This window comes from Geomicrobium halophilum, assembly GCF_014207655.1.
Classification (GTDB): Bacteria; Bacillota; Bacilli; order Bacillales; family Marinococcaceae; genus Geomicrobium; species Geomicrobium halophilum.
This window is the reverse complement of sequence record NZ_JACHHJ010000001.1, coordinates 1171619-1195177: the sequence shown is the minus strand read 5'-3', so window position 1 is coordinate 1195177 and position 23559 is coordinate 1171619. Positions and strand designations below refer to the sequence as shown.

Sequence of the window (23559 nt, the reverse complement as noted above, 5' to 3'; positions counted from 1 at the left end):
GTGATAAGACCCAATGTGGGAAATCTGAAAAGCATATCGTGGTTGCGGGAGGTTGTTTTAACGTCTTGGAAGCTTTATAATTTTAAAGGGTAGGAATGTAGGAAAGGGGATGGCTTATGAACGAAAAACAACGCCGTCAACAACAAACCCAATCACAAACTGCAAAAAGCAGTGTAAATAAAGATTACAGCAAGTACTTTGACTTCTCCAATGCAACGGTTGAAGAAAACGAGGAAGGTCAGGAAGTCATGCGTATTGGCGGTCGTAGTATTAAAATCAATGACCAGCCAAACTATCGAAAGGGCCAACGGCGCCGGCGTCAAGATGTTGAATTTCACTATGATTTCAGCATCCCGGAGGATATGCAAAATATTGGCCGCGGCAAGCGTTACTACATTCGCACGTACGGCTGTCAGATGAATGTTCATGACACAGAAAATATGTCCGGAATCCTTGAAGAACTCGGGTTCACAGCAACGGATTCCACTGATGATGCCGATGTCATCTTATTAAACACGTGTGCCATCCGGGAAAATGCGGAGAATAAGGTCTTCGGTGAGATTGGGAACTTAAAACATTTAAAAAAAGAACGTCCCGAGGTTGTTCTCGGTATGTGCGGCTGCATGTCCCAGGAGGAAAATGTCGTCAACCGGATTTTGCAAAAACATCAACATGTTGATCTAGTGTTTGGTACACATAACATTCATCGTTTACCTAACTTATTAAAGGATGCGATCCACAGTAAGGAAATGGTCGTTGAAGTGTGGTCGAAAGAAGGGGATGTTATAGAGAATATGCCCCGTCGTCGCCAAGGAAATATACAGGCATGGGTAAATATAATGTACGGATGCGACAAGTTCTGTACGTATTGCATCGTTCCTTATACACGTGGCAAAGAACGAAGCCGACGCCCTGAAGACATTATTCATGAAATCCGTGATCTTGCTAGACAAGGGTATAAAGAGGTTACTTTGCTCGGTCAAAATGTAAACGCGTATGGGAAGGATTTGGAAGATGGTTTCGGACTCGGTGACTTAATGGATGAAATCCGCAAAATCGATATTCCGCGTGTACGTTTTACGACGAGCCACCCCCGTGATTTTGATGATCGCTTGATTGAGGTACTCGCAAAAGGGGATAATCTCCTTGAACATATCCACTTACCGGTACAACATGGAAATAGTGATATCTTGAAGTTAATGGGGCGGAAATACACAAGGGAAGAATACGTGGAACTTGCTCGTAAAATTAAAACAGCTATGCCGCACGCGACGTTTACGACGGATTTGATTGTCGGGTTCCCGAATGAAACAGAAGCGCAATTTGAAGATACGTTATCATTGGTCAAAGAGATGGATTACGATAGTGCGTTTACGTATATTTATTCCCCGCGGGAAGGAACCCCAGCTGCACGTATGGAGGACAACGTGCCTCAAGATGTTAAGCGTGATCGGCTGCAGCGATTAAATGAAGTGGTGAACGACTTATCGGCGAAAAGCAATGAGAAATTGAGAGGGGAAACTGTAGAAGTGCTCCTTGAAGGGGAAAGTAAGAAAAACCCTGAAGTTTTGGCAGGGCGAACGCGCACGAATAAACTGGTGAATGTACGTGCTCCCCAAAGTTCCATAGGTGAACTTGTAAACGTAAAGATTACTGACGTAAAGACGTGGTCTCTAGATGCTCAAATGGTCGAATACAGTGAGGTGCAAAACGTATGAACGAGCGGTTGTATACGAAGGATGAGATTCTTGATAAGGCAAAAGACCTTGGAAAAATGATCGTTGACACCGAAGAAGTTGATTTTTTTATCAAGGCTGAGGAAAAGATTAATCAAAATACAAAGATACAATCACTCATTGACGAAATTAAATCCAAGCAAAAAGAGCTTGTAAACTTAAAGCATTATAATAAATCAGAAGGTGTCAAGAAGAAGGAAGCAGAAATCAATGCCTTGCATGCTGAAATTGATGAGATACCGCTTGTAAAAGAGTTTAAGCAAAGCCAAACTGATGTCAATGAAGTGCTTCAGCTCGTGTCAACGACCATATCCAATGCGGTTACAAACGAAATTACTGATCGAAACGGTAAAGAATCCGAGACAGAGAATCAAAATGTAATAGGATAAAATACGAATAGCTGCCATGTACCTTCCATGGTCAGCTATTTTTTACATCAAGGTATACAGAAAAGTTGTAGAAGGTGAAAGGTATAAAAGCAGTCGTTGTAGGACTTGGCGGAAATTATGGAGACAGCATCGAGGCGTTATTAACTTCATTTTTTTTAGAACTATGCGATTGATCCTGAACACCCCTTTGCCACAAGCGGTAAAGGGGTGTTTTGTATTCTTTTTAAATTTTTTACGAAAAAGAGGCATATAATCGCCAACATCCGGGAAACAGATAAGTAGCAACGCAGATTTATTAATAATGGTTGTTATATTATAATGATTATAATATAATAGTCATTGTAATCATGAAACAGCCGTACTTTATAAGGAGGTCATACGCATGGCAAAACGTACAACAACTGAAATTAAAGGACAAGGTGCACGCGTATTGGAAAAAGATTTAAATAGGGAACTTGCGAACTTAAACGTGTTGTTTATAAAATTGCATAACTATCATTGGTTTGTAAAAGGGCCGAATTTCTTCTCCCTTCATCAGAAATTCGAGGAATTGTATAACAAAACGCAAGGTTTTATCGATGATTATGCCGAGCAGATGCTCGCGATCAAAGTACAGCCATTAGCAACGATGAAGGATTATCTATCTGTGGCCACCATCGATGAGGCAACCGGTACGGAAGACAAGGATGAAATGGTGGAGACATTAACCGCAGATTTAGAAGCGCTCAGCTCACAATTACTAGAACTTGTGGAAAACCTTGAAGACAACAAAGCACTTTCCCTTGCCGATGCCGTACAAGATATCGCCCGCGATTATCAACAAGATGCCTGGATGCTACGGGCTTATTCCGGAAAAGAATAACTCTGATCAAAAACCTGCCGATGTCGGCGGGTTTTTTTAATATGCTTTTGGTAAGCTAAGTTTTTCTAATCAGGGGGCATGAACAGGAAAACTGCTCATACATATGAAGAAGAGGCATGAACACGCCGCCAAGACGAATACTAAGGGAGGGACCGTCACTTGGCTACAAATAAGGAGCATTACCGTGAAATCATTACAAAAGCAGTTTGTGGAAAGGGAAAAAAGTTCTCGAAAACGACTCATTCGATCAAGCCCAACCATCGTCCGACGAGCATCCTCGGCTGCTGGGTGATTAACCACAAGTATGACGCTAAACGAAAAGGAGATAGTGTCGAAATTAATGGAGACTATGATATTAATGTCTGGTATTCGTATGATAATAATACGAAAACCGATGTAGCGACTGAAAAAGTATCTTATAAAGAAACTATTCCGCTTACGATGCGCTCAGATGAAGTGATGACCGATGATTTAGATGTGATTGCAAGGGCGACAAAACAACCGAATACACTTGAAGCATCCATTGACAAGAAAGAGAAGGAAGTATGCGTCGAAGTGGAAAGAGAATTTGCTGCCGAAGTCGTTGGGGAAACAAAAGTGTGCATTCTTATCCATCCGGACAAGGAAGATGAATATTACCGTGATATTAAGTGGGAGGAGCAAGTATCTGATCAAGAGCTAAAAGACGAGATTGAACCAGATTTTCTGGGAAGACGTCCTCATGATTTTGATTTCCCGTATGGTTCTCATTCAGATCGAGATCAAGGATATCATTATGAGGAAGGGAAACAAAGGGAACCGGATTATAGCGATAAGAAAGATTAACCAGGGGACGACATCCTCTGGTTTTTTCACGTCATATGATGTTTCATCGAGCGAATAGTGTCTCTCTTATGATATAATTTTATGTAGTAGTTTGATAGTGGAGGAATCGTTGTGTCAAAAACCACACCAATGATGCAGCAATACTATGATATTAAACGCCAATATGAAGATGCTTTTTTATTCTTTCGACTTGGTGATTTCTATGAACTGTTTTTCAATGATGCCGAATTAGCTGCGCGCGAACTGGAGATTACACTAACTAGACGGGGCAAGGGGGAAGATGCGGCCCCGATGTGTGGGGTCCCTTATCATTCGGCAGAAAATTATATTACCCGGTTGATTGAAAAGGGATATAAAATTGCTATCTGTGAACAAGTTGAAGACCCACAAAGCGCAAAAGGAGTCGTTAAGCGTGAGGTCATTCGTGTTATTACACCTGGGACCATCATGGAAGAGAAGGCTCTAAAGGCTGACAACAATCACTACATTGCCTCGTTATCGAACAATGAGAACGGGTATACCGCTTATGTTCGCACTGACCTAACGACTGGAGAAACAGATGGCGGTGTGATTGGTTCTGCAGTCATTGACATTGAACGGGCACTCATGGTTGACGGGTTGCATGAAGTGATTTTTCCAAATGAGGATGATCTTCTTCCTGAATGGAAGGAATGGAAGAATGCCGCGCCTTTTACTGTTTCTTATGAAAAAAACCAGGAGATCCCTTCAAATTATGAACACCTTTACGAAGGCTCCAATCTACAAATACAAAAAGCGTTCGGCCAAATGCTCAACTACTTGGGTCGTACGCAAAAACGGGCACTTGCACACTTGCAGCCATTGAGAACGGTTATTATGCAAGAGTATATGCAAATGGATATACATACTCGACGTAATCTGGAACTCACCGCTTCGCTTCAAGAGCGGAAAAAAAAGGGTTCTCTTTACCAACTCCTTGATCATACGAGTACAGCGATGGGAGGCCGTCTATTACAACGTTTTCTTGAGCAGCCGTTAGCGAGGAAAACGGATATTGAACGCAGGTTAACACTTGTCAATCAATTGGTTGATGAGGTGCTTTCCCGTGCACAATTGCAGGAAAGACTGAAAGACGTCTATGACCTTGAACGATTAGCAGGACGTGTGGCGTACGGAAATGTGAATGCGCGTGAACTCGTCCAATTGAGAAATTCTTTACGTCAAATCCCCGGGATTTTGGAGATTTTGCCTTTCCTTGGGGAGGAGGGAACACATCTAACAGAAGAGGTCGACCGATGCGAGCCGTTACTTCAACGATTGGAAGCTGCTCTTGTAGACGAGCCTCCGGTTACGATACGTGAAGGGGGCATGATTCGCAGCGGATATGACAAGGAATTGGACGAATATCGAGAAGCAAGTGAAAATGGAAAAACATGGCTTTCGAACCTGGAGCAGGAAGAGCGTGAAAAAACGGGCATCCAAAATTTAAAAGTACGTTTTAACCGTGTGTTTGGATACTATATTGAAGTTTCTAAAGCGCAGTTAGCAAACGTTCCCGACCGCTTTGAACGGAAACAGACACTAACGAACGCTGAACGTTTTGCCACACCCGATTTAAAAGATATGGAAAATCGGATCTTGGAAGCGGAAGAAAAAATGGAACAACTTGAACTGAATCTTTTTAAGCAAGTCAGAGAAGAAACTAACGCCTATATTTCGCAGCTACAACAACTTGCAAAAATGATCGCTTATATTGACGTTATGCAAAGCTTTGCTCGTGTGAGTGAGGAAAGACGGTATGTTCGTCCTCAGTTTTCTCATGACCGAACGATGATGTTAAAAGGAAGCCGCCATCCTGTTGTCGAAACAACATTGCAGAGTGGCGCATATGTCGATAATGATGTCTATATGGACCAAGATCGTGAACAGCTGTTAATTACAGGTCCAAATATGGCTGGAAAAAGCACATACATGCGACAAATTGCCATTATAGCTGTCATGGCACAAATTGGTTGTTACGTGCCTGCAGATGAAGCTGTAATTCCGATGTTTGATCGGATTTTTACACGCATTGGTGCTGCGGATGACCTGGTAAGCGGTCAAAGTACATTCATGGTGGAGATGGTCGAAACAAAGCATGCCTTACAAGAGGCAAGTGCGGATAGCCTTATCCTGCTGGATGAAATTGGCAGGGGGACTTCCACGTACGATGGAATGGCGCTTGCTCGAGCCATTATTGAATATATTCATGAAGACGTCGGCGCAAAAACGTTATTTTCCACTCATTATCATGAATTAACCGTCTTGGAAGAACATCTGCAACGGTTATGGAATGTCCACGTAAAAGCAACGGAAGAAGGCGGAGAGGTCGTTTTCTTGCATAAAATAGAGGAAGGACGGGCGGATAAAAGTTATGGTATTCATGTCGCTCAGTTGGCCAATCTTCCTAATTCCGTAATTGAGAGGGCGAGAACGCTATTAACGGAGTATGAAAAGCCTCAAGAAAAGCAGCAATCAGAAGCTGAATTAAAACTGCAGCATGAGCAGTTGCCACTCTTTACGTATGAAGAAAGACCACCGGCTAAGACCTCCAGAAAGGGCATTGATTCTGAAATTGAGGAAATTGCTACATACGTACGTGAGGCTGATGTGTTGAATATGACGCCAATTGAGGCTCTGCAAGCAATCTCAGGATGGCAAAAACAGCTTCGTTCTTCGAAGTGATTGACATGAGGAGGTTGACTAATGAATGCCATCGTTACTCTTGAAGAAACGCTTTCCAATAAAATTGCAGCTGGTGAAGTGGTTGAACGGCCGGCCTCGGTAGTGAAAGAGCTCGTGGAAAACGCGTTGGATGCTGGAAGTACTCGTATTGATATTGAATTAGAGGAAGGCGGCCTTTCGCGAATTCATGTATTAGATAACGGAACCGGAATCGCTCCTGATCAGGTTGAACAGGCGTTCTTGCGGCACGCAACGAGTAAAATTCAAAATGAAGACGACCTTCATCAAATTAAAACACTCGGTTTTCGGGGAGAGGCACTTCCAAGTATTTCCTCAGTCTCAAAATTAACGGTGGAGACTGCTCAAAATAATGCAGCGGGGATTCAGCTTCGTTATCAGGGAGGGCGCTTGATCGCCCGTACAAAGGCTAAGGCGCGTCAAGGAACTTCGATTGTTGTAGAAGAGCTTTTTTTCAATACCCCCGCTCGTTTGAAATACATGAAAACGGTCAATACGGAACTTGGCAATGCTACAGATATTATTAATCGAACGGCTTTAGCACGTCCAGATGTTTCGTTTCGATTTGTTCATAATGGAAAACAACTCCTCTTTACAAACGGGAAGGGAAACCGACAAGATGTCCTTTACGCTGTATACGGTAAACAAGTAGCAGAAAATATGCTCGCTGTTTCCCGCGATTCTCAGGACTTTGAGATTTCCGGGTTTATCGCTAAGCCAGATATTAACCGGGCAAGCCGGCACTATATAAGCGTTTTTATCAATGGTCGGTACATTAAACATTTTCCATTTATGAAAGCGATCGAAAAAGCTTACCAAACCCTTTTACCCATTCACCGCTACCCCATTGTGGTTATCGCTATTGAGATGAATCCGATGTTGGTTGATGTCAATGTTCACCCATCGAAATGGGATGTACGTTTAAGTAAGGAAGAAGAGTTACTTCATGAAATAAGTGAAATGATACGAACGCGTTTACAAAAAGAGACGCTTATTCCGGAAACGAAAGAAAAAGATGTTTCAGCGCCATCCAAACCAGTGCAGGAAGTTAAAGAATTGCCGCTCACATTTGCCCCACAAGTAAAAGAGGTAACATCAACTAGTGTATCATCACCAGCTTCAGGGCAATCTATACAAGAGGGGAAATCCGATATTGAAGAGTACCCTGTTAAAAAGGAAAAAGGCAGTCAACGATCTGATTCATTAGAACAACAACAAGATCCAGCAGATGAAGAACAGCGGCCACTGATGGATGAACATCATTTGGGTTTGGCGGAAAATGATCGTGAGCGAGAGCGCGTGCCTGTAATGTATCCAATTGGCCAGCTGCATGGCACCTATATTTTGGCGCAAAACGAGGACGGGCTCTACCTTATTGATCAACATGCAGCGCAAGAGCGAATCAATTATGAATACTACCGGACAAAACTAGGGCAGCCTGAACAAACTAGCCAATCACTATTGGTTCCCTTTACCATGACGTTTACTCCGCAGGAATCTGCACGCATTGAAGAGCTAGCTCCAGCCTTAGATCAAATCGGACTAAATTTAGAAATGTTCGGGGTGCATACGTTTCGGATTATAGATCACCCATCCTGGTTTCCTAAAGGCTTGGAAGAAGAAACGATTCGAGAGCTGATCGCACAGATCCTCACCATAGAGAAGCCTGATATCGGTCGCTTACGAGAAGAGGCGGCTGCATTAATCTCATGTAAGGCGGCAATTAAAGCGAATCGGCATTTAAGGCAGGATGAAATTTTTGCGCTCTTGGAAGATTTACGGGGGTGTGAGGATCCTTTTACCTGTCCCCACGGTCGGCCGATCTACGTCCACATTACCCGCTACGAACTGGAAAAGATGTTTAAACGGGTCATGTAGGCTAAATCGTCAACAGTTCGTCACAGCTACATGTCCCATACTTTGATAAAATGAAGATAAAAGAGGAGAAAAGGGGAGAAACCAATTGACAGGAATGGACTGGCTCGCGGTGCTCGGTATTTCATTTATAGCAGTTTTAATCGCGGTTATTATGGCGATTGGGCTATTCGCGTTTGCTAAATCGGATAAAAATTAAAGAATAAAAAAGGTGCGGCGCTGTCAACTGCACCTTTTTTATTTGTGCAAAAATAAAAATCCATGTACACTTAGGGCAAGGAAAATAGGTGAATGGCTCATGATAATAACAACAAGTCGCAATCCGACATCGGAAATGGTTGAACGGGGACTGCAGTTGAGTGAACGTTTTTCCGGAGTCTATCAGAAACGTTACAGACGTACGATCCACTCATTTTTAGAACAATCGGATAGCGTTTACATGGTTGGAAAACATGGACGGGATGTGCTGTATTCTGCCTATAGCGATCAGCCGCTTTTTTTTCATCCAAGTATGGCAAAGGTACGTGTTCAACGAATGTTGCGTGGGGAACTTGATCCGCTCGTGTCGATTTCTAGACTAAGGCGTGGAGATTCGTTTCTTGATTTAACGCTTGGGCTCGGTGCTGATAGCATCGTAGCGGCTCACGTCACTGGAGAAAACGGCTCTATCGTCGGCATAGAGAAAAACGCCTATATTGCAGAGATTGTTGCCAGAGGGCTTACGTATTGGCAAGAAGAAGTGCCGGGATTAAAAGCGGCAATGCAACGGATTTCAGTAGTGGAAGGCGACCATCTGCAATACTTACAAAAAACAGCGGACAATTCGTTTGATGTGGTCTATGCAGACCCGATGTTTAAAAACCCACGATTACATTCTAATCACTTAGCACCGCTTCGTCCCTTTGTAGAAGAAGGGGTAATGACAGAAACGGTAGTTAAGGAAGCAAAAAGAGTGGCCAGGCATGCGGTGGTTCTTAAAACTGAGCGGGGAAGTTTACTCTTTTCCCAGTTGGGTTTTGAAAGTCAGGAGAATCATCGTTCGATTAGTTACGGTGTCATATACGAGAAAGGTGGTTGTAACGATGAAGCCTGTGATCGTCATCGTGGGACCGACAGCCGTTGGTAAATCGGCGTTAAGCATTGAAGTGGCGAAAAGGTTTTCAGGGGAGATCATTAATGGTGACGCCTTTCAAGTATATCGAGGCCTGGATATAGGCACAGCAAAAATAACTGCCGAAGAACAGGAAAGTATTCCCCACCACCTTTTAGACATCTTAGATCCAACAGAAACGTATTCAGCAGCACAGTTTCAGAAAGATGCATTCCAAAAAATCAATGAGATTCACGATCGCGGCCATTTGCCTATTGTCGTTGGCGGTACAGGGATGTATATTAAAGGGATAACGGCGAATTGGACGTTTAATAAAGTTCCAGCTGAACCTGAGCTGCGGAAACAATTGGAAGAACGCTCTGCGCAAGAAGGGGGCGAAAACAGCCTTTACGAAGAATTGCGTAGACTTGACCCGGAAGCAGCCAAACGGATCCACTCCCGTAATATCCGTAAAGTTATCCGCGCGCTTGAACTTTTATATGCAGGACAAGAAACACCAGAACCGGTAGTTCAGACAAACCAACAACCCCGCCCATATGAGATGGTCTTAGTTGGATTGACCATGGAACGTACGAGATTGTACGCCCGTATTGAGGAGCGCGTCGAGCAAATGCTAGGCGAAGGATTACTATCGGAAGTGCGTACCTTATATGACAATGGGATCCGCTACACGCAAGCGATGAAGGGTATTGGCTACAAAGAACTCGTTACTTACTTTGATGGTGAGAGTACATTTGAAGAAGCCATTACACAATTAAAAACAAACTCAAGAAGATTTGCGAAAAGGCAACTGACCTGGTTTCGAAACAAAGAGAATGTAAGTTGGTTTAATATGGAATTAGGTAAGGAGAAAGAAATTTTTGAGGGAATTTGTAGAGAGCTTGCAGGAAAATTATCAAGCATGTCGAAAGAGTAGAGGATGAGAGAGTCCAGAGGGGGTTAGCGCGATTATGAAAAATATTAATATTCAAGATCAATTCTTAAACAAGATCAATTCTTAAACACGCTACGAAAGGATAATATACCAATCACCGTTTTTTTAACGAACGGTTTTCAAATTCGAGGTTTTTTGAAGGCTTTTGACAACTTTACGATCGTTATTGATACGGACGGTAAGCAGCAACTTATCTATAAACATGCCATCTCTACATTTGCTCCACAGCGAAACGTGCAACTCCAGCTGGAACCTAATGATGAATAGTAGGATTAGCAGCTCCGCCCAATTGGGACGGAGTTTTGTTTTAGGCATCTCGGGAAACTTTTTCAAGAAACTCGGGCGAATCGACTGTTATGAGCTCCTTTGAACATCTACTTTGAGCGAATGTGGTTTACATATTCTTGATAACGCAGCAAAACAAGCTCAGAGTGAAGGCCGAGTTTTTCTTGAAGTTCTTCGAGTGTATGTCCATGCTTGAGGGCAGAAACAATATAAGTGTGACGAAAATGCTGGGCGCTTTTTCCGGGGGCTAGGCCCGCTCGCTTTGATTCTTCACGAATCATTTTTTGCATAGCGACGATCGTTAACCGCTTTGGCTCATCATCTTCATAAGACCAGCGGTAGGTTTGTTTCTGGAAATCAAAGGAAACGAACAAGGGGTGCCCTTCGCCTGGATAAGGGCGAACAGGCTTTGGTATCATCTGCACATAACGATGGAGATCACGACGATCGTTTTTAGAAAGCTGAATTTCCCTTTTTTTTACTTCTCCGTCTTCCGGTGAAACAGTCATCGTACCCGTACCAAAATTTACATCATCCAGGCTCAGTCCATGCAATTCTTGAAGACGCAAGCCTTGATGTAGAAGCAGTTGTATCATCACTTTGTTGCGCGGGGCAAGAAGGGGGCGTGCTTGTGCCTGTTCTTCACTTAAACCGAGATCCGATTCGATGCTCGTCAATAATTGCCGGATTTCACCAGCGCTTAATAAATGATCCTGAGTGATCTTTTCGTCATCCGCTGGTGGCAGCGTAACGCTCTCCATCGGATTGGAGCCAAGACCATATGTTTGTGAAAGAAAATAAAAATAACGCTTCAAAACGGCAGCTATTCTTTTCGTTGTCTTATGATTGTATTTACGCCTTTCGATCATGAATGCAAAATAATCTTCGAGAAGAGAAGGATCTAATAAATCATTTGATGCGGTTTTCTGATCTCCATGAATGAATGCAAAGCTGTAAAAATCAGCGAGGTCATATGCGTATCTTCGTAACGTGGATGGCTTACGACCTCGAGAAGCTAAGAAATCGAGAAAATGCTGAGCTTCTTTTGGCAATTTTTCCCCTTGCGGATGCATAACGGACTTTCCTTTCCTAAAATGAGATATATATTCACATCTTCACCCTCTGTTGCGTAAACTATGGGCAAGTGCCCTGATATATATTTAACGGAGGGGATCCGCATGAGCGCACAACAAATACAATCAAAATCGCGTATTCGTGTGTTGTTTAAGGATCGTGAGCAACAAAATATAGAATCGATAGCAGATGATCCCGATCACTATGTATTAAAGAAAGCGGAACAACAATTGCATAGGCTTATAGGAGTCACTGAGTTAAAAACATTTATTCGTGAAGTCTATGCCTGGATTCATATTAACCGTTGTCGTGAAAAACATCAATTAAAAACGAAGCAACAATCCATGCACATGATTTTTAAAGGGAGTCCTGGAACAGGCAAAACAACAGCCGCACGTTTGCTCGGAGACATGTTTCGGGAATTAGGCTTTTTAGAGAAAGGTCATTTTATCGAAGCTGAGCGAGCGGATCTCGTCGGGGAATACATCGGGCAAACTGCCCAAAAAACGCGGGAGTTAGTACAAAAAGCAGAAGGGGGCATTCTGTTTATTGACGAAGCCTATGCCCTTGCTAGAGGTGGAGAAAAAGACTTCGGGAAAGAAGCGGTCGATACCCTTGTAAAGGCAATGGAAGACCAATTCCATCCATTTGTGCTTATACTTGCCGGCTATTCAACCGAGATGGACCGCTTTCTCCATATGAACCCCGGACTTCCATCTCGTTTTCCTATCCAACTTGAGTTTCCTGATTTTACGGTAGCTCAACTGATGAAGATCGCAGAAGATATGCTTGTCGACCGTGATTACATTTGGACAATGGAAGCGAAAGAGCGATTGCGAAAACAAGTGCAGGAGCAAAAGGCTCATTTGAACCCTCAACCTTTCAGTAATGGTCGTTACATCCGAAATTTAGTTGAGCAGGCGATACGGAATCATGCTGTTCGAACGATGCGTGAAAAGAATGAAGATAATAAAGATGCACTCCGTACATTAACTGACGTTGATTTTAAATAAACAATACCACAGGAGGAATGTTATTTGGAAAAAGTGATCATCACAGCCGTGATCAGTGAAGACGAGACCTATGCATCTGCGTACGCTTCTTTAGAAGAGTGCAAAAGTCTTGTAAGGACGGCGGGAGGGACGGTGATGGCAACAACAATCCAAAACCGTCCATCCCCTGATGTTTCAACATACTTTGGAAAAGGGAAAGTGACTGAAATTAAAGAGCTCGTTGAAGAGTGGGGAGCGGATGTGGTCGTTGTTAACGGGGAGTTGTCCCCGCGGCAAGGACAGTCGCTAACGACAAGGACGGATGCTCGTGTCATCGACCGCACTCAGTTGATCCTCGATATATTTGCTGATCGTGCGCGTACCAAAGAAGGTCGTATACAGGTAGAGTTAGCGCAGTTGACCTATTTGCTTCCAAGGTTGCGGGGACAAGGGCATGCCCTTTCACGGCTCGGGGGCGGGATCGGAACGAGAGGGCCTGGCGAGACAAAATTGGAGACGGATCGACGTCATATCCAGGGAAGAATGGACGAATTAAAAAAAGATCTAGCACAAATTCGAAAACACCGCGCAACGATCCGTCATCAAAGGGAAAGACAAAACCAACCGCAATTCACACTTGTCGGTTATACAAATGCTGGAAAAACCACATTGTTAAATGCTTTAACGAATGAAGAAGCTCGGGCAGAAGACTTGCTGTTTGCAACCTTGGATCCGTTGACGCGGGGTCTTCGTTTGCCTTCAGGATTATCGGTTAGAGTGAGTGACACAGTAGGGTTTATCCGTGGCCTGCCTACGACATTAATCGCTGCTTTCCGTGCCACCCTGGAAGAAGTAGCCGATGCAGATGTACTTCTTCATGTCATTGATGGTACAAGTCATGAAGCAGAAGCGGAAAAACAAACCGTTCAGCAGTTACTTTCTGAACTTGGCGCAACACAAATCCCGATAATTACAGTATTGAATAAAACAGAAAATCTCGAAGCAGATAGTATACCGGCGGTAAACGTTAAACGACCATGGGTGTATGTTAGTGCGAAAGACCACGATAATATTGACGAACTTCTCGCTCTTATGGAGAAAGAGTTAATCGAACAAATGTCTTATTACTCCATTCATATACCGGCAAGTGATGGCGGTACATTGCATAACTTACGGCAGACGACAATCATTCAGAACGAGGTGTTCGAAGAGGAAACAGAAATGTACAAGCTTGAAGGCTATGCATTTAGCGATCACCCACAAATCGGGCGATACAAAAAGAAAGATAATGAATAAAGAAGGAAGTTTTAAAGGCATGAATATAGAAGAACTGAATCACCCAGTACTCATCCGTCAGTGGCTCTCGGAAATAAAAACAGAGCTGAATCCAATCCACCAGGAAATCGATAACATCGTTGAAATTAACCAAGGAAAATTGTTAAAAGCGTATCAACGAGAAAAGATCTCCTCTCATCATTTGCAAGGTTCAGATGGCTATGGCTATGATGATGAAGGAAGAGAAGCGCTTGGGCGAGTTTACGCCCATGCGCTTGGGAGCGAAGCTGCAATCGTGCGGCCGCAATTCGTTTCCGGCACCCATGCGATCACCGCAGCCTTATTCGGGAATCTTCGTCCCGGAGATGAAATCATTTATGCGAGTGGAAATCCGTATGATACGATGAAAGAAGTTCTTGGGCTTGTTGGACACAGCCCTGGAAATTTTAGAGAGTATCATATACATACCCGTATCCTTCCCTTAACTGCAGAAGGTAAAGTTAATCTTGAAAAGTTATGGGAAATGGTGAATTCAAAAACGAAATGGATCGTATTGCAGCGTTCATGCGGATATGATGAACGTCCGTCGATTCCGATTCGGGAACTTAAAAGACAAATTGACTACATAAAAAACCACTGGCCCCACATTTACGTATTTATTGATAATTGCTATGGAGAATTTGTGGAAGAAAAAGAACCAGGAAACGTTGGCGCAGATTTATTGGCAGGATCGTTAATCAAAAATCCCGGAGGAGGGCTGGCAAAGACAGGCGGGTATATCGCTGGAAACAAAGAGCTTGTCGAAGCGGCAGCTTCCCGACTAAGTGCACCTGGCATCGGAATGGATGCGGGGGCTACGGGGGGCTTTCTCGACAATGCCTTTCAAGGATTTTTTTTAGCCCCAATGGTCGTAGGCGAAGCGGTGAAAGGCGCCCAATTTACAGCAGCACTTTTACAAAAAGCAGGTTTCCAAACAAATCCGAAACCCTTTACCCCTCGAACAGATCTTATTCAATCGGTGACGTTCCAAGATCGTGACCAGATGATTGCTTTCTGCCAAAGCATCCAAAAACATTCACCGGTGAATGCACACGCTGTGCCGATTCCAGGACCGCTCCCAGGCTATGAAGGGGATGTCATTATGGCTGCGGGTACCTTTGTCCAGGGAGCCAGTATTGAACTTAGTGCTGACGGCCCAGTGAAACCTCCATATATAGCCTATATACAGGGTGGGCTCTCATTTGTTCACGTAAAACTTGCCGTTACGTACGCTTTAGATGAGATGCTTTCCATTTGATGTTAAAAAAATTAACATATTCAAGTAAAAGAAGTTGACATGTATAAATATATCCCTTAGAATATGAAGCAGATTGAAGATTTAGTAATAAGCGTTTAGATGTGAATGAAAGGAGGAGGAACCGTGGAACAAAGTGATCGTTTACACATGCCTTTGTTCTCCATTCGCATCGTAAAAGATTTAACTGGCTTGACACCGCGACAAATTCGCTACTATGAATCCCATGGATTTGTACAACCGGCGAGAACTGAAGGAAATCAAAGGCTGTTCTCTTTTGCGGATGTCGATCGTTTACTTGATATAAAACAGTTACTCGAACAAGGGGTTAATATGGCTGGCATTAAGGAAATGCTCGATAGCCGCCGTAAAGAGGAGCGTAAAAACGAACAGGAAAGAGAAGAATCAAAACGTGTGCATGAAAAAATTAAATGGGAGGCACTCCACCAAGGGAATGCCTATAAAGCATCGATGATTCAAGGTCAGCTCTCCCATTTTTTTCATTAGTTATAGTGGTACCTTTCGCCTTTTTGGTGAAAGTCACACATAAATCATACAAATTTTCAACGACTACAGGACGAGTTGGTCCTGATGGTCAAGTAGAAATTTGTAGGAAAATCATTTTATTTTTATAGAGGGGAAGGCTAAAAGATGGCACAGTCGTACACACGCGAAGACATTACAAGGTTAGTTGAAGAAGAAAATGTCAAGTTTATTCGCTTGCAGTTTACAGACTTGCAAGGAACGGTTAAAAATGTGGAAATACCAACTGACCAATTGGAAAAAGCACTCGACAACCAAATGATGTTTGACGGCTCTTCCATTGAAGGTTTCGTTCGTATTGAAGAGTCGGATATGTACTTATACCCAGATTTGGATACATGGGTGATCTTTCCTTGGACACCAGAAAAAGGGAAAGTTGCTCGTTTAATTTGTGACATTTATGAGCCGCCTCAACAACCTGGAGGTGAGCCAAAACCATTTGCTGGTGATCCTCGTAGTGTTCTTAAAAATGTTCTTCAAGAAGCTAAAGATCTTGGATTTACCGATTTCAACATTGGCCCTGAACCGGAATTTTTCCTATTTAAGAATGATGAAAAAGGCGAACCGACCATGGAATTAAATGATAAGGGCGGATACTTTGATCTTGCTCCAACAGACTTGGGTGAAAATTGCCGTCGTGATATCGTTTTAGAACTTGAAGACATGGGCTTTGAAATTGAAGCTTCTCACCATGAGGTTGCTCCAGGGCAACATGAAATTGATTTTAAATATGCGGATGCTGTCACGACTTGTGATAACATTCAAACGTTTAAGCTCGTCGTTAAAACCATTGCCCGCCAGCATGGCTTACACGCAACATTCATGCCGAAGCCGCTGTTCGGTGTGAACGGATCAGGGATGCACTGTAATATGTCCTTGTTTAAGGAAGAGAAAAATGCTTTCTATGATGAAAATACACAAACACAATTAAGTGAAACTGCTATGCAGTTCCTCGCTGGTATATTGGATCATGCAAAAGCATTCACGGCAATTACAAACCCGATTGTAAACTCATATAAGCGTCTTGTTCCAGGCTATGAAGCTCCAGTTTATATTGCATGGTCCCTTCGTAATCGGAGTCCGCTTGTTCGCATTCCATCTTCTCGTAAAGCAAGTACAAGAATCGAGGTAAGAAGTCCAGATCCTGCGGCAAACCCATATCTTGCTATGGCATCTATGCTTGCAGCCGGCCTTGATGGGGTGAAACGTAAATTACAAGCGCCGCCTGAAACGGATCGTAACATTTATATTATGGATGAAAAAGAGCGTGAAGAAGAAGAAATCCAAGCTCTTCCTCCAAGCTTAAAAGAATCACTTGAAGAATTGAAAAAAGATAATGTTCTTCTTGAAGCCCTCGGTGAACACGCGGTCGAACACTTCATTGAACAAAAAGAAATTGAATGGGACATGTTCCGCGTGCAAGTTCATCCTTGGGAGCGAGAGCAATACATGTCAACGTATTAAAAGTGGGAACCCTTGATCCATTAGGATTGAGGGTTTATTTTTCGTGATTTTTTGTGTTGTATGAACCGATCGCCACGTGAAAAATCACGAAAACGTCACGAAATAAAAAAACGGTGATAAAATCACGAACTGAAAACGTTTCTAGTGTTTACCCAGTGAGTCACGTTCAATCCGGTTGCTTACATGGTTGTACGCGTCCGCTGTGATCTGCATGAATCCATGTCCCAAGATCTCCTGAATCATTTTTGGGGAAGCTGCTTTTTATTTATGTTCCTCTTTGTGAAGTGCCTGAAAATACGATATTCGGTGCAGTTGTCAGTCTTTGCAAAACGAATGATTTGTTAATGACTTTAAAGAATAGCGGAGCCAAAAACTTGTGTGGGTTCAGGTACCATAGACATTATTATCATAATTCCTCCTGATACACCAATACTTTGAGCGTGTTGGTGTTATTTTAGTTTGAGAATTATGCGAATGTATGGAAAAGGAGATTTTTGATTTATGGTTCTAAGAATCCGTAGTTGATACAATAAAGAAGTTCTTAGAATACGGTGGATAGGGCCAGATTGTGTTGTCGTACGTATTAATATGAATAAAGGGAAAAGCAGATCTCCTTACTGATCTAGTAATTGCTGCTTTTCCCAAACTGACCCATGAAAATCGACGCATCTTTTATACTAGTCTGATGTCATTAATGACATTTGTGGCAAGCACAGCAGCATTTGCAGCCAAAGCATCTATGATGCCTAAAGCAGCAGTCATGATGTCTTTTGAAATGGTTATGAACATGTTTCGGGCAACCACCACAATGAAATTTTTTTCTCTCACAGTCATGCCTAATCTTATGACAACCGTGCTGGTGCTTCTTACATCCACAGCAATCGTCGAAGTGATGCCTACACAAGGATATCCCTCCTCCTTTTCAAGATCTCTATATTTTATTAGCTGGTCCGATCAAATGTAGCGGCACTTGTGACGTTACTTACCGAAAACGGGAAAACATTGAATGCGCAAGAACGGATTTGGGCTTTTGACATAGACTGATATCAGCACCAGAGAGGAGAGGAGAGAAGAATGAAGAAAGCGGACAGATCGCAACAAGAACATGTAGAGGGCCATGTTGATGAGGTGAACGAGAAAAAAATTAAAGGTATGATTTGTAATTCTGGTATCGATTTTGTTGACGTTCTACGGGATGATTGTTCAATGGTTACAGTTCTAAAGGACTCCATTCGAAAGATTCAATGGCTAGATGATTTAGACTGCGATAATCCATGTATCGATGACCCCTTTAAGCATCATGATCATTGTCATCACCATCACTGTAGGTTCCGTTTTCACCATTTACTAGGGGTAGACGATTGTTTGCACTGTGAGCATCATGACTGTTGTTGTCATGATCATCATTGTGGCCATCATTTTACATGCTTACATGATCATTCAATTCCGGTGTGTGACCATAGGATTCAATTACGTCTTTCCGGCCTTACGGATAATTTAAACTTTCAATTTTTACGAAAAAGAGGATGTGAAGTGATTATTGAGTGCTCGTCATAAAAAGGAGGAAGTGATGGTTACTCGATGAATTTTGGGAGTTGAATGTTCGAAATCTCTATAATGAAAAGGCAGAAAAAACCTGCACAACTGTGCAGGTTAAAGCTTTATAAAACATATGTCCTCAAATTGAATTCGTTGTATCTCATTGCCCCATTTCACTTGGATTGCGGATTCTTCTGATTCAATCAAACAACCCATGATTCTTTTTTGTTGTATCTGATGTTCTTCACTTTCTATAACCCGATCTTTTTGCTTTTCATCTTCTTTACCGGTGTCTTCCTCTTCATTAATGGACACTTGAATATCACACCCAATAAAACTAACGAGGAATAGGCTTAATGAAATACCGAAGAACAGATTAATTAAAGAGGGGTCACCGGAAACGACTTCGCCAAAACGAAGAACGAGATCTCGCCTGAAACATCGATCAATGTTAATCAATTCCGGCTCGTGACCGTGTTGATCATGATTAGGCTCATGGTCGATCGAACAGATCCTTTTATTGGGAATAAGAATGTTTTCATCTAACGTATTAAGATGAACGAAATCTCTTCCAGCCTTTTTCAATCCCCCGAGGAACTTTATTTTCTCCCCCTCACATTTGACTGTTATACGAACAAATTGCTTATGGAGTTGTTGCAGACGCATCCTTAATTGTACATGAGTCTCGTCTTCTCGAACCCCTAATGTGAGCAACAGATCATTAATTTCATGGATACACGCCTTTAGCTTCTCAAATTCTTCTGTTGAAAGCTCTGTGGTTGGAGATGAAAAACGATGGGTAGGGAGGATCTCCGGACAGTCATGCGGTGATCCAAACCGGTCATCATATTTAGATGCGGGCAAACATTCAGGACAGTGGAATGCTTGCTGATGTTGATGACGAATAATAGGATCACTGCATAATTGGTTGAAATGATCGTGAGAATTAGTCATCCGCCCCACCATCCTTATCGTCCACGACCGTTTTTAAAGGTGCCAGGCACCGATCTGTTTCTGGTAGCACACGTATAATTCCCCAAAGACCAAGCTCAATATCCCAGCGAATGTTTCCAGACCGATACATATAATCGCCCGGGAGTGCTAACAATCCCCCTAAACCGTAAAATAATTCTAAATCTTCAGCGCTCCCTACCGTATTTTGACCACGAAGTGCAATGGCTTCAGAACGGACGTCATCACCACTACGTCGCCATAGGTGACCATGTATTGTGAAAGAATGGGCTCTTGGTTTATCAGCCGGGAACACAAAACGAATCGTTGTACGGTCACCAGGGTAAGCAAGGAACAACGGTGTTGATGGATCACCGTGTATTTTTGAATTAAAAACAGCAGAAATATCTATATTACGTTTTAAACGATTTCTAAATCGTTCAGCCCGATAATTAAAGCCACGTGAACCTTGATCTTCAAGATCTTCTAGTTTAAGGTCTTCCGGTTGAAAGAGGGCCGGTTCGGGATCAAGAATTAAGTTTCCTTCTTTATCCAACAGTCGTACACCATCATGCATCAACAGGACAAATTCTCGAAATTCCCCAAGGATTGGATTTGAGATAATTACCTGATTACCGGTCGTTGTTGGTTTCCGTGTGATCGGATCCAGATAGATTGATCCTTTAGGTTCGGCAATGAATATACCGAAGGCCCCGTGATGGCGATGATTTCTTACATCGGCCATATCCCATAGGTTACAAGACCCTACATCCGTATCCACATACCATCGATAGGTGATGCATTCGCCAGGACCAACGGTTTGATCATAGTTAAAACCCACCGTTGCGCCATCAGAACCTTGCACATCGTAAGCTAACAATTGCGGGTGCATAGAAATTCGTAGTGAGGGGGGAAAAGGTGCTGCGACGGGTACAAATGGATAACCATGACTCAAATTATTGTGGAAATTAGGATCTAATTTATTGTATAACGTGACCTCGATAACATCTCCAACATTACCGCGAAGGATCAACGGTTCTGGGTTTAAGTGGCCTTTCCTGATCGCTTTTTCATCTTCGGCTAACGCAAAGATAATACCATATGGGTCGTGATCGCCATCTTTGTTGTACACGATATCGGTCTGTAACGCTACAACTTCGTATTTACGTATAGGGGCATCTGATGGTCCCGGATGCCCCGGGTCGATGGCCATTGGCGGTTTTTCGCCATTTACACAGGGCAGCGGTTCTTTTCTTTCGGGCGGGCACGGGCGATCTGGTAGTGGTAACAATTCTGGGATTTTTTCTTTATATGAAGAGATCAGCCCCCAGTTTCCAAGCCAAAGATCATCGATGGAACCGAAATGATAGAGCATATCAAAATCTCCGTTACCTTCCATGGCGAAATCCAATGTAAAATGTTCAGAAATTCCGATATGTTGCTGCTGTATAATTTCAGAATCAAGGTCTCGTCGTTCCTGCTGCCAACGCTGCCGGTGCAAATTAAAGCTGTGTGATTCTTCGTGCGTGCCTTGAAGCAAGCGTATTCGAACTGGATCACCGTTATACGTCGCAAACATCGGTGTTACCGGATCGTCGTGAATAAAGGAACTGAATACATAAGCTGGATCACAATCTGGTTTGGCCAATCGGAATTGGAGTGGTTCGTTTTTATAGTTAATTCCCATCACCCCTGGATCTTCATGAGAACCTGGGAAGGGAGGAGGATTTAATGGACAACCATCTTTGTCAAACAATAGCGTAAAATCTTGCACAAACAATGTCATTTCTCTAAAATCTGGGACTAGAGGATTCACAATCATCGCTTGTGTTCCCGAATCCACTTCTTCTCCAGTGAACATATCTAAAAAATTTGACCCTCGCGTTTGAATATTAATCCCAGCAAATACCCCATGTAATTGATGCTCATTAGCAAATAAATGATCATGCCAAAATGTGGCTTTTAATTCTACATCCGCAAACCACTGATAGTGAATGGTCTGACCGGGCAAGACTCCTGAATCATAATTCCACCCCACATTGGCACCATCGGCCACAAGGGGATCAAATTTTACAAAGTGTACATGCATGCCTGCTTCATAAGTGCGAGTGACAAGTTGAAACGCGTTTCCCCCTATCGTATTTGGGAATTTATTCGTAAAGATGATTCGTATACACTCACCCGCGTTTGCTCGTATTACGAGAGGTTCGGGGTGCTTGCGTCCAGCCCGTATATCTTCCTCATCTTCAGCCAATACAAATATACGTCCCTCGGGGTCATGCCAACCTTCACGGTTATAAGTAATGGGTAGTTGGATAGCAACAACGTTAAACTCACGAACCGGGGTAACACCTTCTTCACACGGGTTCGCAAATACCGCCCCGGGTCTCGCATTCCGTGCAAATTGATTTTCTTCAAGTTCTGTTGATTGACGCCCTCCAATGATCCCAAGGGGAGGACGAGGAGCTTTACAACCATTGATGCCCGGAATAAAATTTGGGAACCCGGGATACTCTGGTGTTGGTTCCGGTGGACATGGACGGTCTGGCAGTGGCTGCAGTGCTTTGATGGGGACCCCATTTGGATAACATTGCCTGCCGTCTTGTAACGTGTTAAAAATCCGATTCATGCCCCACATGCCTTCATGAAAGTGTGGGTAAAGATGACAATGGATGATCGCATCACCAAAGGCTTCTTGTAAACTTCCTGCTCCGTATAAGGGGGAAATGGTATAGGAATTTTGGGGTGATATGGCTTGGGAATCTAAGATCTCTGAGTCCTGGTCTTCCGACTCAAAAAGCCACTGATGGACATGATAATGGAACACATGGGTTTCCTGAACCCCGCCGTGGATGAGACGAATCTTGATCGGATCTCCCACATAAGCGCGCAGAATCGGCGAAGCCGGATCCCCGAATACCCATGAATCATGATGAACCTCTTCGCCTTCGCAATCCGGACCAACAACCCCTTCGTGCATCAGTTTCATCCGGTTTCGCATTGGTTCGGAGCGATAATTGACTAAATGAGTCATGTCAGGCTGAAACGTATGAGGGTTGATCGGCGTATTCCTCGTTAAGTCATCGGTCTCCATTTCATCATGAAAGACCCACGCATACTCCCGAAATGATGGTAATAAGGGGTTATGAATATCTGCATAAAGTCCGCTGTTCATGTTCTCTCCTGTGACAGGATCGCTCCATGATGATCCTTTCGGTTCCACAATTAACGCCCCGAACAAACCGTGAACATTACTCCCAAGTTCACTTGAAAGTGAATTTCCTAAATCGGTAAAGACATGGCTTCCCTCTTGAAATACGCTCCAACGATAGAGCTGTGTTTTTCCAGGTGGACAAGGGGGAGCGGTTGAATCTTTATTACAACCAACAAAAGCTCCATCCGAGGTTTGTACATTATACTCCGCTTGTTGGATGTGCATGGAAGTGTCAAACGGCAATTGATTTTCAAATAGCACTTCGATATCATCGCCTGCATTGGCTCTAATAATTAAAGGTTGAACCAGATCAACAGGCGTAAATGGGTGACAAGCCACTTGTTCCTTGACTGTTTTTTCGTTTTCTTTTAAGACATACATCATCCCGTTCGGATCATGGTCACCAAAATTGTTCATGACAATACGAATCGGAATTGCGACGATATGGAATTTTCTCAGCAAACTTGATCACTCC

Annotated in this window: 19 protein-coding genes; 15 read left to right on the top strand and 4 right to left on the bottom strand. The window is 43.1% G+C overall.

Features of this window, described 5'->3' with window-relative positions; translation table 11 throughout:
* Positions 1 to 116 precede the first annotated feature (116 nt).
* The 9 genes from miaB to hfq all read left to right on the top strand — a co-directional run bounded on the left by miaB (position 117) and on the right by hfq (position 10720).
* Positions 117 to 1718, top strand: coding sequence for a tRNA (N6-isopentenyl adenosine(37)-C2)-methylthiotransferase MiaB (miaB, locus tag HNR44_RS05860; protein WP_184403135.1), 1602 nt, complete (start codon positions 117 to 119; stop codon positions 1716 to 1718).
* Positions 1715 to 2125 carry a YlbF/YmcA family competence regulator gene (locus HNR44_RS05855; protein WP_184403134.1) on the top strand — a complete coding sequence of 137 codons (411 nt, stop codon included), beginning with the start codon at positions 1715 to 1717 and terminating at the stop codon, positions 2123 to 2125. The genes miaB and HNR44_RS05855 overlap by 4 nt, the downstream gene beginning before the upstream one ends.
* Positions 2126 to 2507: 382 nt before the next feature.
* On the top strand, positions 2508 to 2987 hold the full coding sequence (locus tag HNR44_RS05850; protein ID WP_184403133.1) for a Dps family protein: 480 nt from the start codon (positions 2508 to 2510) through the stop codon (positions 2985 to 2987).
* 159 nt (positions 2988 to 3146) lie between these two features.
* Positions 3147 to 3812: an outer spore coat protein CotE gene (gene cotE, locus HNR44_RS05845; protein ID WP_184403132.1), complete on the top strand. Its 666-nt coding sequence runs from the start codon at positions 3147 to 3149 to the stop codon at positions 3810 to 3812.
* Between the two features lie 111 nt (positions 3813 to 3923).
* The gene (gene mutS, locus HNR44_RS05840; RefSeq protein WP_184403131.1) at positions 3924 to 6515 is read left to right on the top strand and encodes a DNA mismatch repair protein MutS; all 2592 of its coding nucleotides are present in this window, start codon (positions 3924 to 3926) and stop codon (positions 6513 to 6515) included.
* 21 nt (positions 6516 to 6536) lie between these two features.
* Positions 6537 to 8411, top strand: a complete 1875-nt coding sequence (gene mutL, locus HNR44_RS05835; RefSeq protein ID WP_184403130.1) for a DNA mismatch repair endonuclease MutL — start codon at positions 6537 to 6539, stop codon at positions 8409 to 8411.
* 295 nt (positions 8412 to 8706) lie between these two features.
* On the top strand, positions 8707 to 9534 hold the full coding sequence (locus HNR44_RS05830; protein ID WP_184403129.1) for a class I SAM-dependent methyltransferase: 828 nt from the start codon (positions 8707 to 8709) through the stop codon (positions 9532 to 9534).
* A complete protein-coding gene (gene miaA, locus HNR44_RS05825; RefSeq protein WP_184403128.1) occupies positions 9491 to 10435 on the top strand; it encodes a tRNA (adenosine(37)-N6)-dimethylallyltransferase MiaA in 945 nt (314 codons plus the stop codon). Before HNR44_RS05830 ends, miaA begins: the two co-directional genes overlap by 44 nt.
* 60 nt (positions 10436 to 10495) lie before the next feature.
* Positions 10496 to 10720: an RNA chaperone Hfq gene (hfq, locus tag HNR44_RS05820; RefSeq protein WP_184403586.1), complete on the top strand. Its 225-nt coding sequence runs from the start codon at positions 10496 to 10498 to the stop codon at positions 10718 to 10720.
* Positions 10721 to 10827: 107 nt separating this feature from the next.
* Here the strand turns inward: hfq and HNR44_RS05815 are convergent, their stop codons facing one another.
* Positions 10828 to 11811, bottom strand: coding sequence for a tyrosine-type recombinase/integrase (locus HNR44_RS05815; RefSeq protein WP_184403127.1), 984 nt, complete (start codon positions 11809 to 11811; stop codon positions 10828 to 10830).
* 105 nt (positions 11812 to 11916) lie between these two features.
* Between HNR44_RS05815 and HNR44_RS05810 the strand changes: the two genes are divergently transcribed.
* The 5 genes from HNR44_RS05810 to glnA all read left to right on the top strand — a co-directional run bounded on the left by HNR44_RS05810 (position 11917) and on the right by glnA (position 17380).
* On the top strand, positions 11917 to 12825 hold the full coding sequence (locus HNR44_RS05810; RefSeq protein ID WP_184403126.1) for an AAA family ATPase: 909 nt from the start codon (positions 11917 to 11919) through the stop codon (positions 12823 to 12825).
* Positions 12826 to 12858: 33 nt separating this feature from the next.
* A complete protein-coding gene (gene hflX, locus HNR44_RS05805; protein WP_343069421.1) occupies positions 12859 to 14100 on the top strand; it encodes a GTPase HflX in 1242 nt (413 codons plus the stop codon).
* A 19-nt stretch (positions 14101 to 14119) separates the two neighbouring features.
* On the top strand, positions 14120 to 15376 hold the full coding sequence (locus HNR44_RS05800) for a methionine gamma-lyase family protein (RefSeq protein WP_184403124.1): 1257 nt from the start codon (positions 14120 to 14122) through the stop codon (positions 15374 to 15376).
* Between the two features lie 147 nt (positions 15377 to 15523).
* On the top strand, positions 15524 to 15880 hold the full coding sequence (locus tag HNR44_RS05795; protein ID WP_184403585.1) for a MerR family transcriptional regulator: 357 nt from the start codon (positions 15524 to 15526) through the stop codon (positions 15878 to 15880).
* A 144-nt stretch (positions 15881 to 16024) separates the two neighbouring features.
* Positions 16025 to 17380 carry a type I glutamate--ammonia ligase gene (gene glnA / locus HNR44_RS05790; protein ID WP_184403123.1) on the top strand — a complete coding sequence of 452 codons (1356 nt, stop codon included), beginning with the start codon at positions 16025 to 16027 and terminating at the stop codon, positions 17378 to 17380.
* Positions 17381 to 18052: 672 nt separating this feature from the next.
* Here glnA and HNR44_RS05785 read toward each other — a convergent pair.
* The gene (locus tag HNR44_RS05785; protein ID WP_184403122.1) at positions 18053 to 18214 is read right to left on the bottom strand and encodes a hypothetical protein; all 162 of its coding nucleotides are present in this window, start codon (positions 18212 to 18214) and stop codon (positions 18053 to 18055) included.
* Positions 18215 to 18454: 240 nt separating this feature from the next.
* Between HNR44_RS05785 and HNR44_RS05780 the strand changes: the two genes are divergently transcribed.
* Positions 18455 to 18937: a hypothetical protein gene (locus tag HNR44_RS05780; protein WP_184403121.1), complete on the top strand. Its 483-nt coding sequence runs from the start codon at positions 18455 to 18457 to the stop codon at positions 18935 to 18937.
* Positions 18938 to 19033: 96 nt separating this feature from the next.
* Here HNR44_RS05780 and HNR44_RS05775 read toward each other — a convergent pair whose 3' ends face one another.
* Both HNR44_RS05775 and HNR44_RS05770 read right to left on the bottom strand, forming a co-directional pair.
* Entirely contained in the window at positions 19034 to 19873 is an 840-nt protein-coding gene (locus HNR44_RS05775; protein ID WP_184403120.1) for a hypothetical protein, read from the bottom strand.
* Entirely contained in the window at positions 19866 to 23546 is a 3681-nt protein-coding gene (locus HNR44_RS05770; protein WP_184403119.1) for a multicopper oxidase domain-containing protein, read from the bottom strand. Before HNR44_RS05770 ends, HNR44_RS05775 begins: the two co-directional genes overlap by 8 nt.
* Between the last annotated feature and the right edge of the window lie 13 nt (positions 23547 to 23559).

Excerpts from the sequence above, each read along its gene's own strand:
- HNR44_RS05785 (WP_184403122.1), bottom strand. The coding sequence starts at position 18,214 with ATGACTGTGAGAGAAAAAAATTTCATTGTGGTGGTTGCCCGAAACATG.
- HNR44_RS05795 (WP_184403585.1), top strand. The coding sequence starts at position 15,524 with ATGCCTTTGTTCTCCATTCGCATCGTAAAAGATTTAACTGGCTTGACA.
- miaB (WP_184403135.1), top strand. The coding sequence starts at position 117 with ATGAACGAAAAACAACGCCGTCAACAACAAACCCAATCACAAACTGCA.
- HNR44_RS05855 (WP_184403134.1), top strand. The coding sequence starts at position 1,715 with ATGAACGAGCGGTTGTATACGAAGGATGAGATTCTTGATAAGGCAAAA.
- HNR44_RS05830 (WP_184403129.1), top strand. The coding sequence starts at position 8,707 with ATGATAATAACAACAAGTCGCAATCCGACATCGGAAATGGTTGAACGG.
- miaA (WP_184403128.1), top strand. The coding sequence starts at position 9,491 with ATGAAGCCTGTGATCGTCATCGTGGGACCGACAGCCGTTGGTAAATCG.
- HNR44_RS05800 (WP_184403124.1), top strand. The coding sequence starts at position 14,120 with ATGAATATAGAAGAACTGAATCACCCAGTACTCATCCGTCAGTGGCTC.
- glnA (WP_184403123.1), top strand. The coding sequence starts at position 16,025 with ATGGCACAGTCGTACACACGCGAAGACATTACAAGGTTAGTTGAAGAA.
- HNR44_RS05810 (WP_184403126.1), top strand. The coding sequence starts at position 11,917 with ATGAGCGCACAACAAATACAATCAAAATCGCGTATTCGTGTGTTGTTT.
- HNR44_RS05850 (WP_184403133.1), top strand. The coding sequence starts at position 2,508 with ATGGCAAAACGTACAACAACTGAAATTAAAGGACAAGGTGCACGCGTA.
- HNR44_RS05775 (WP_184403120.1), bottom strand. The coding sequence starts at position 19,873 with ATGACTAATTCTCACGATCATTTCAACCAATTATGCAGTGATCCTATT.
- mutL (WP_184403130.1), top strand. The coding sequence starts at position 6,537 with ATGAATGCCATCGTTACTCTTGAAGAAACGCTTTCCAATAAAATTGCA.
- HNR44_RS05815 (WP_184403127.1), bottom strand. The coding sequence starts at position 11,811 with ATGCATCCGCAAGGGGAAAAATTGCCAAAAGAAGCTCAGCATTTTCTC.
- HNR44_RS05780 (WP_184403121.1), top strand. The coding sequence starts at position 18,455 with ATGAAGAAAGCGGACAGATCGCAACAAGAACATGTAGAGGGCCATGTT.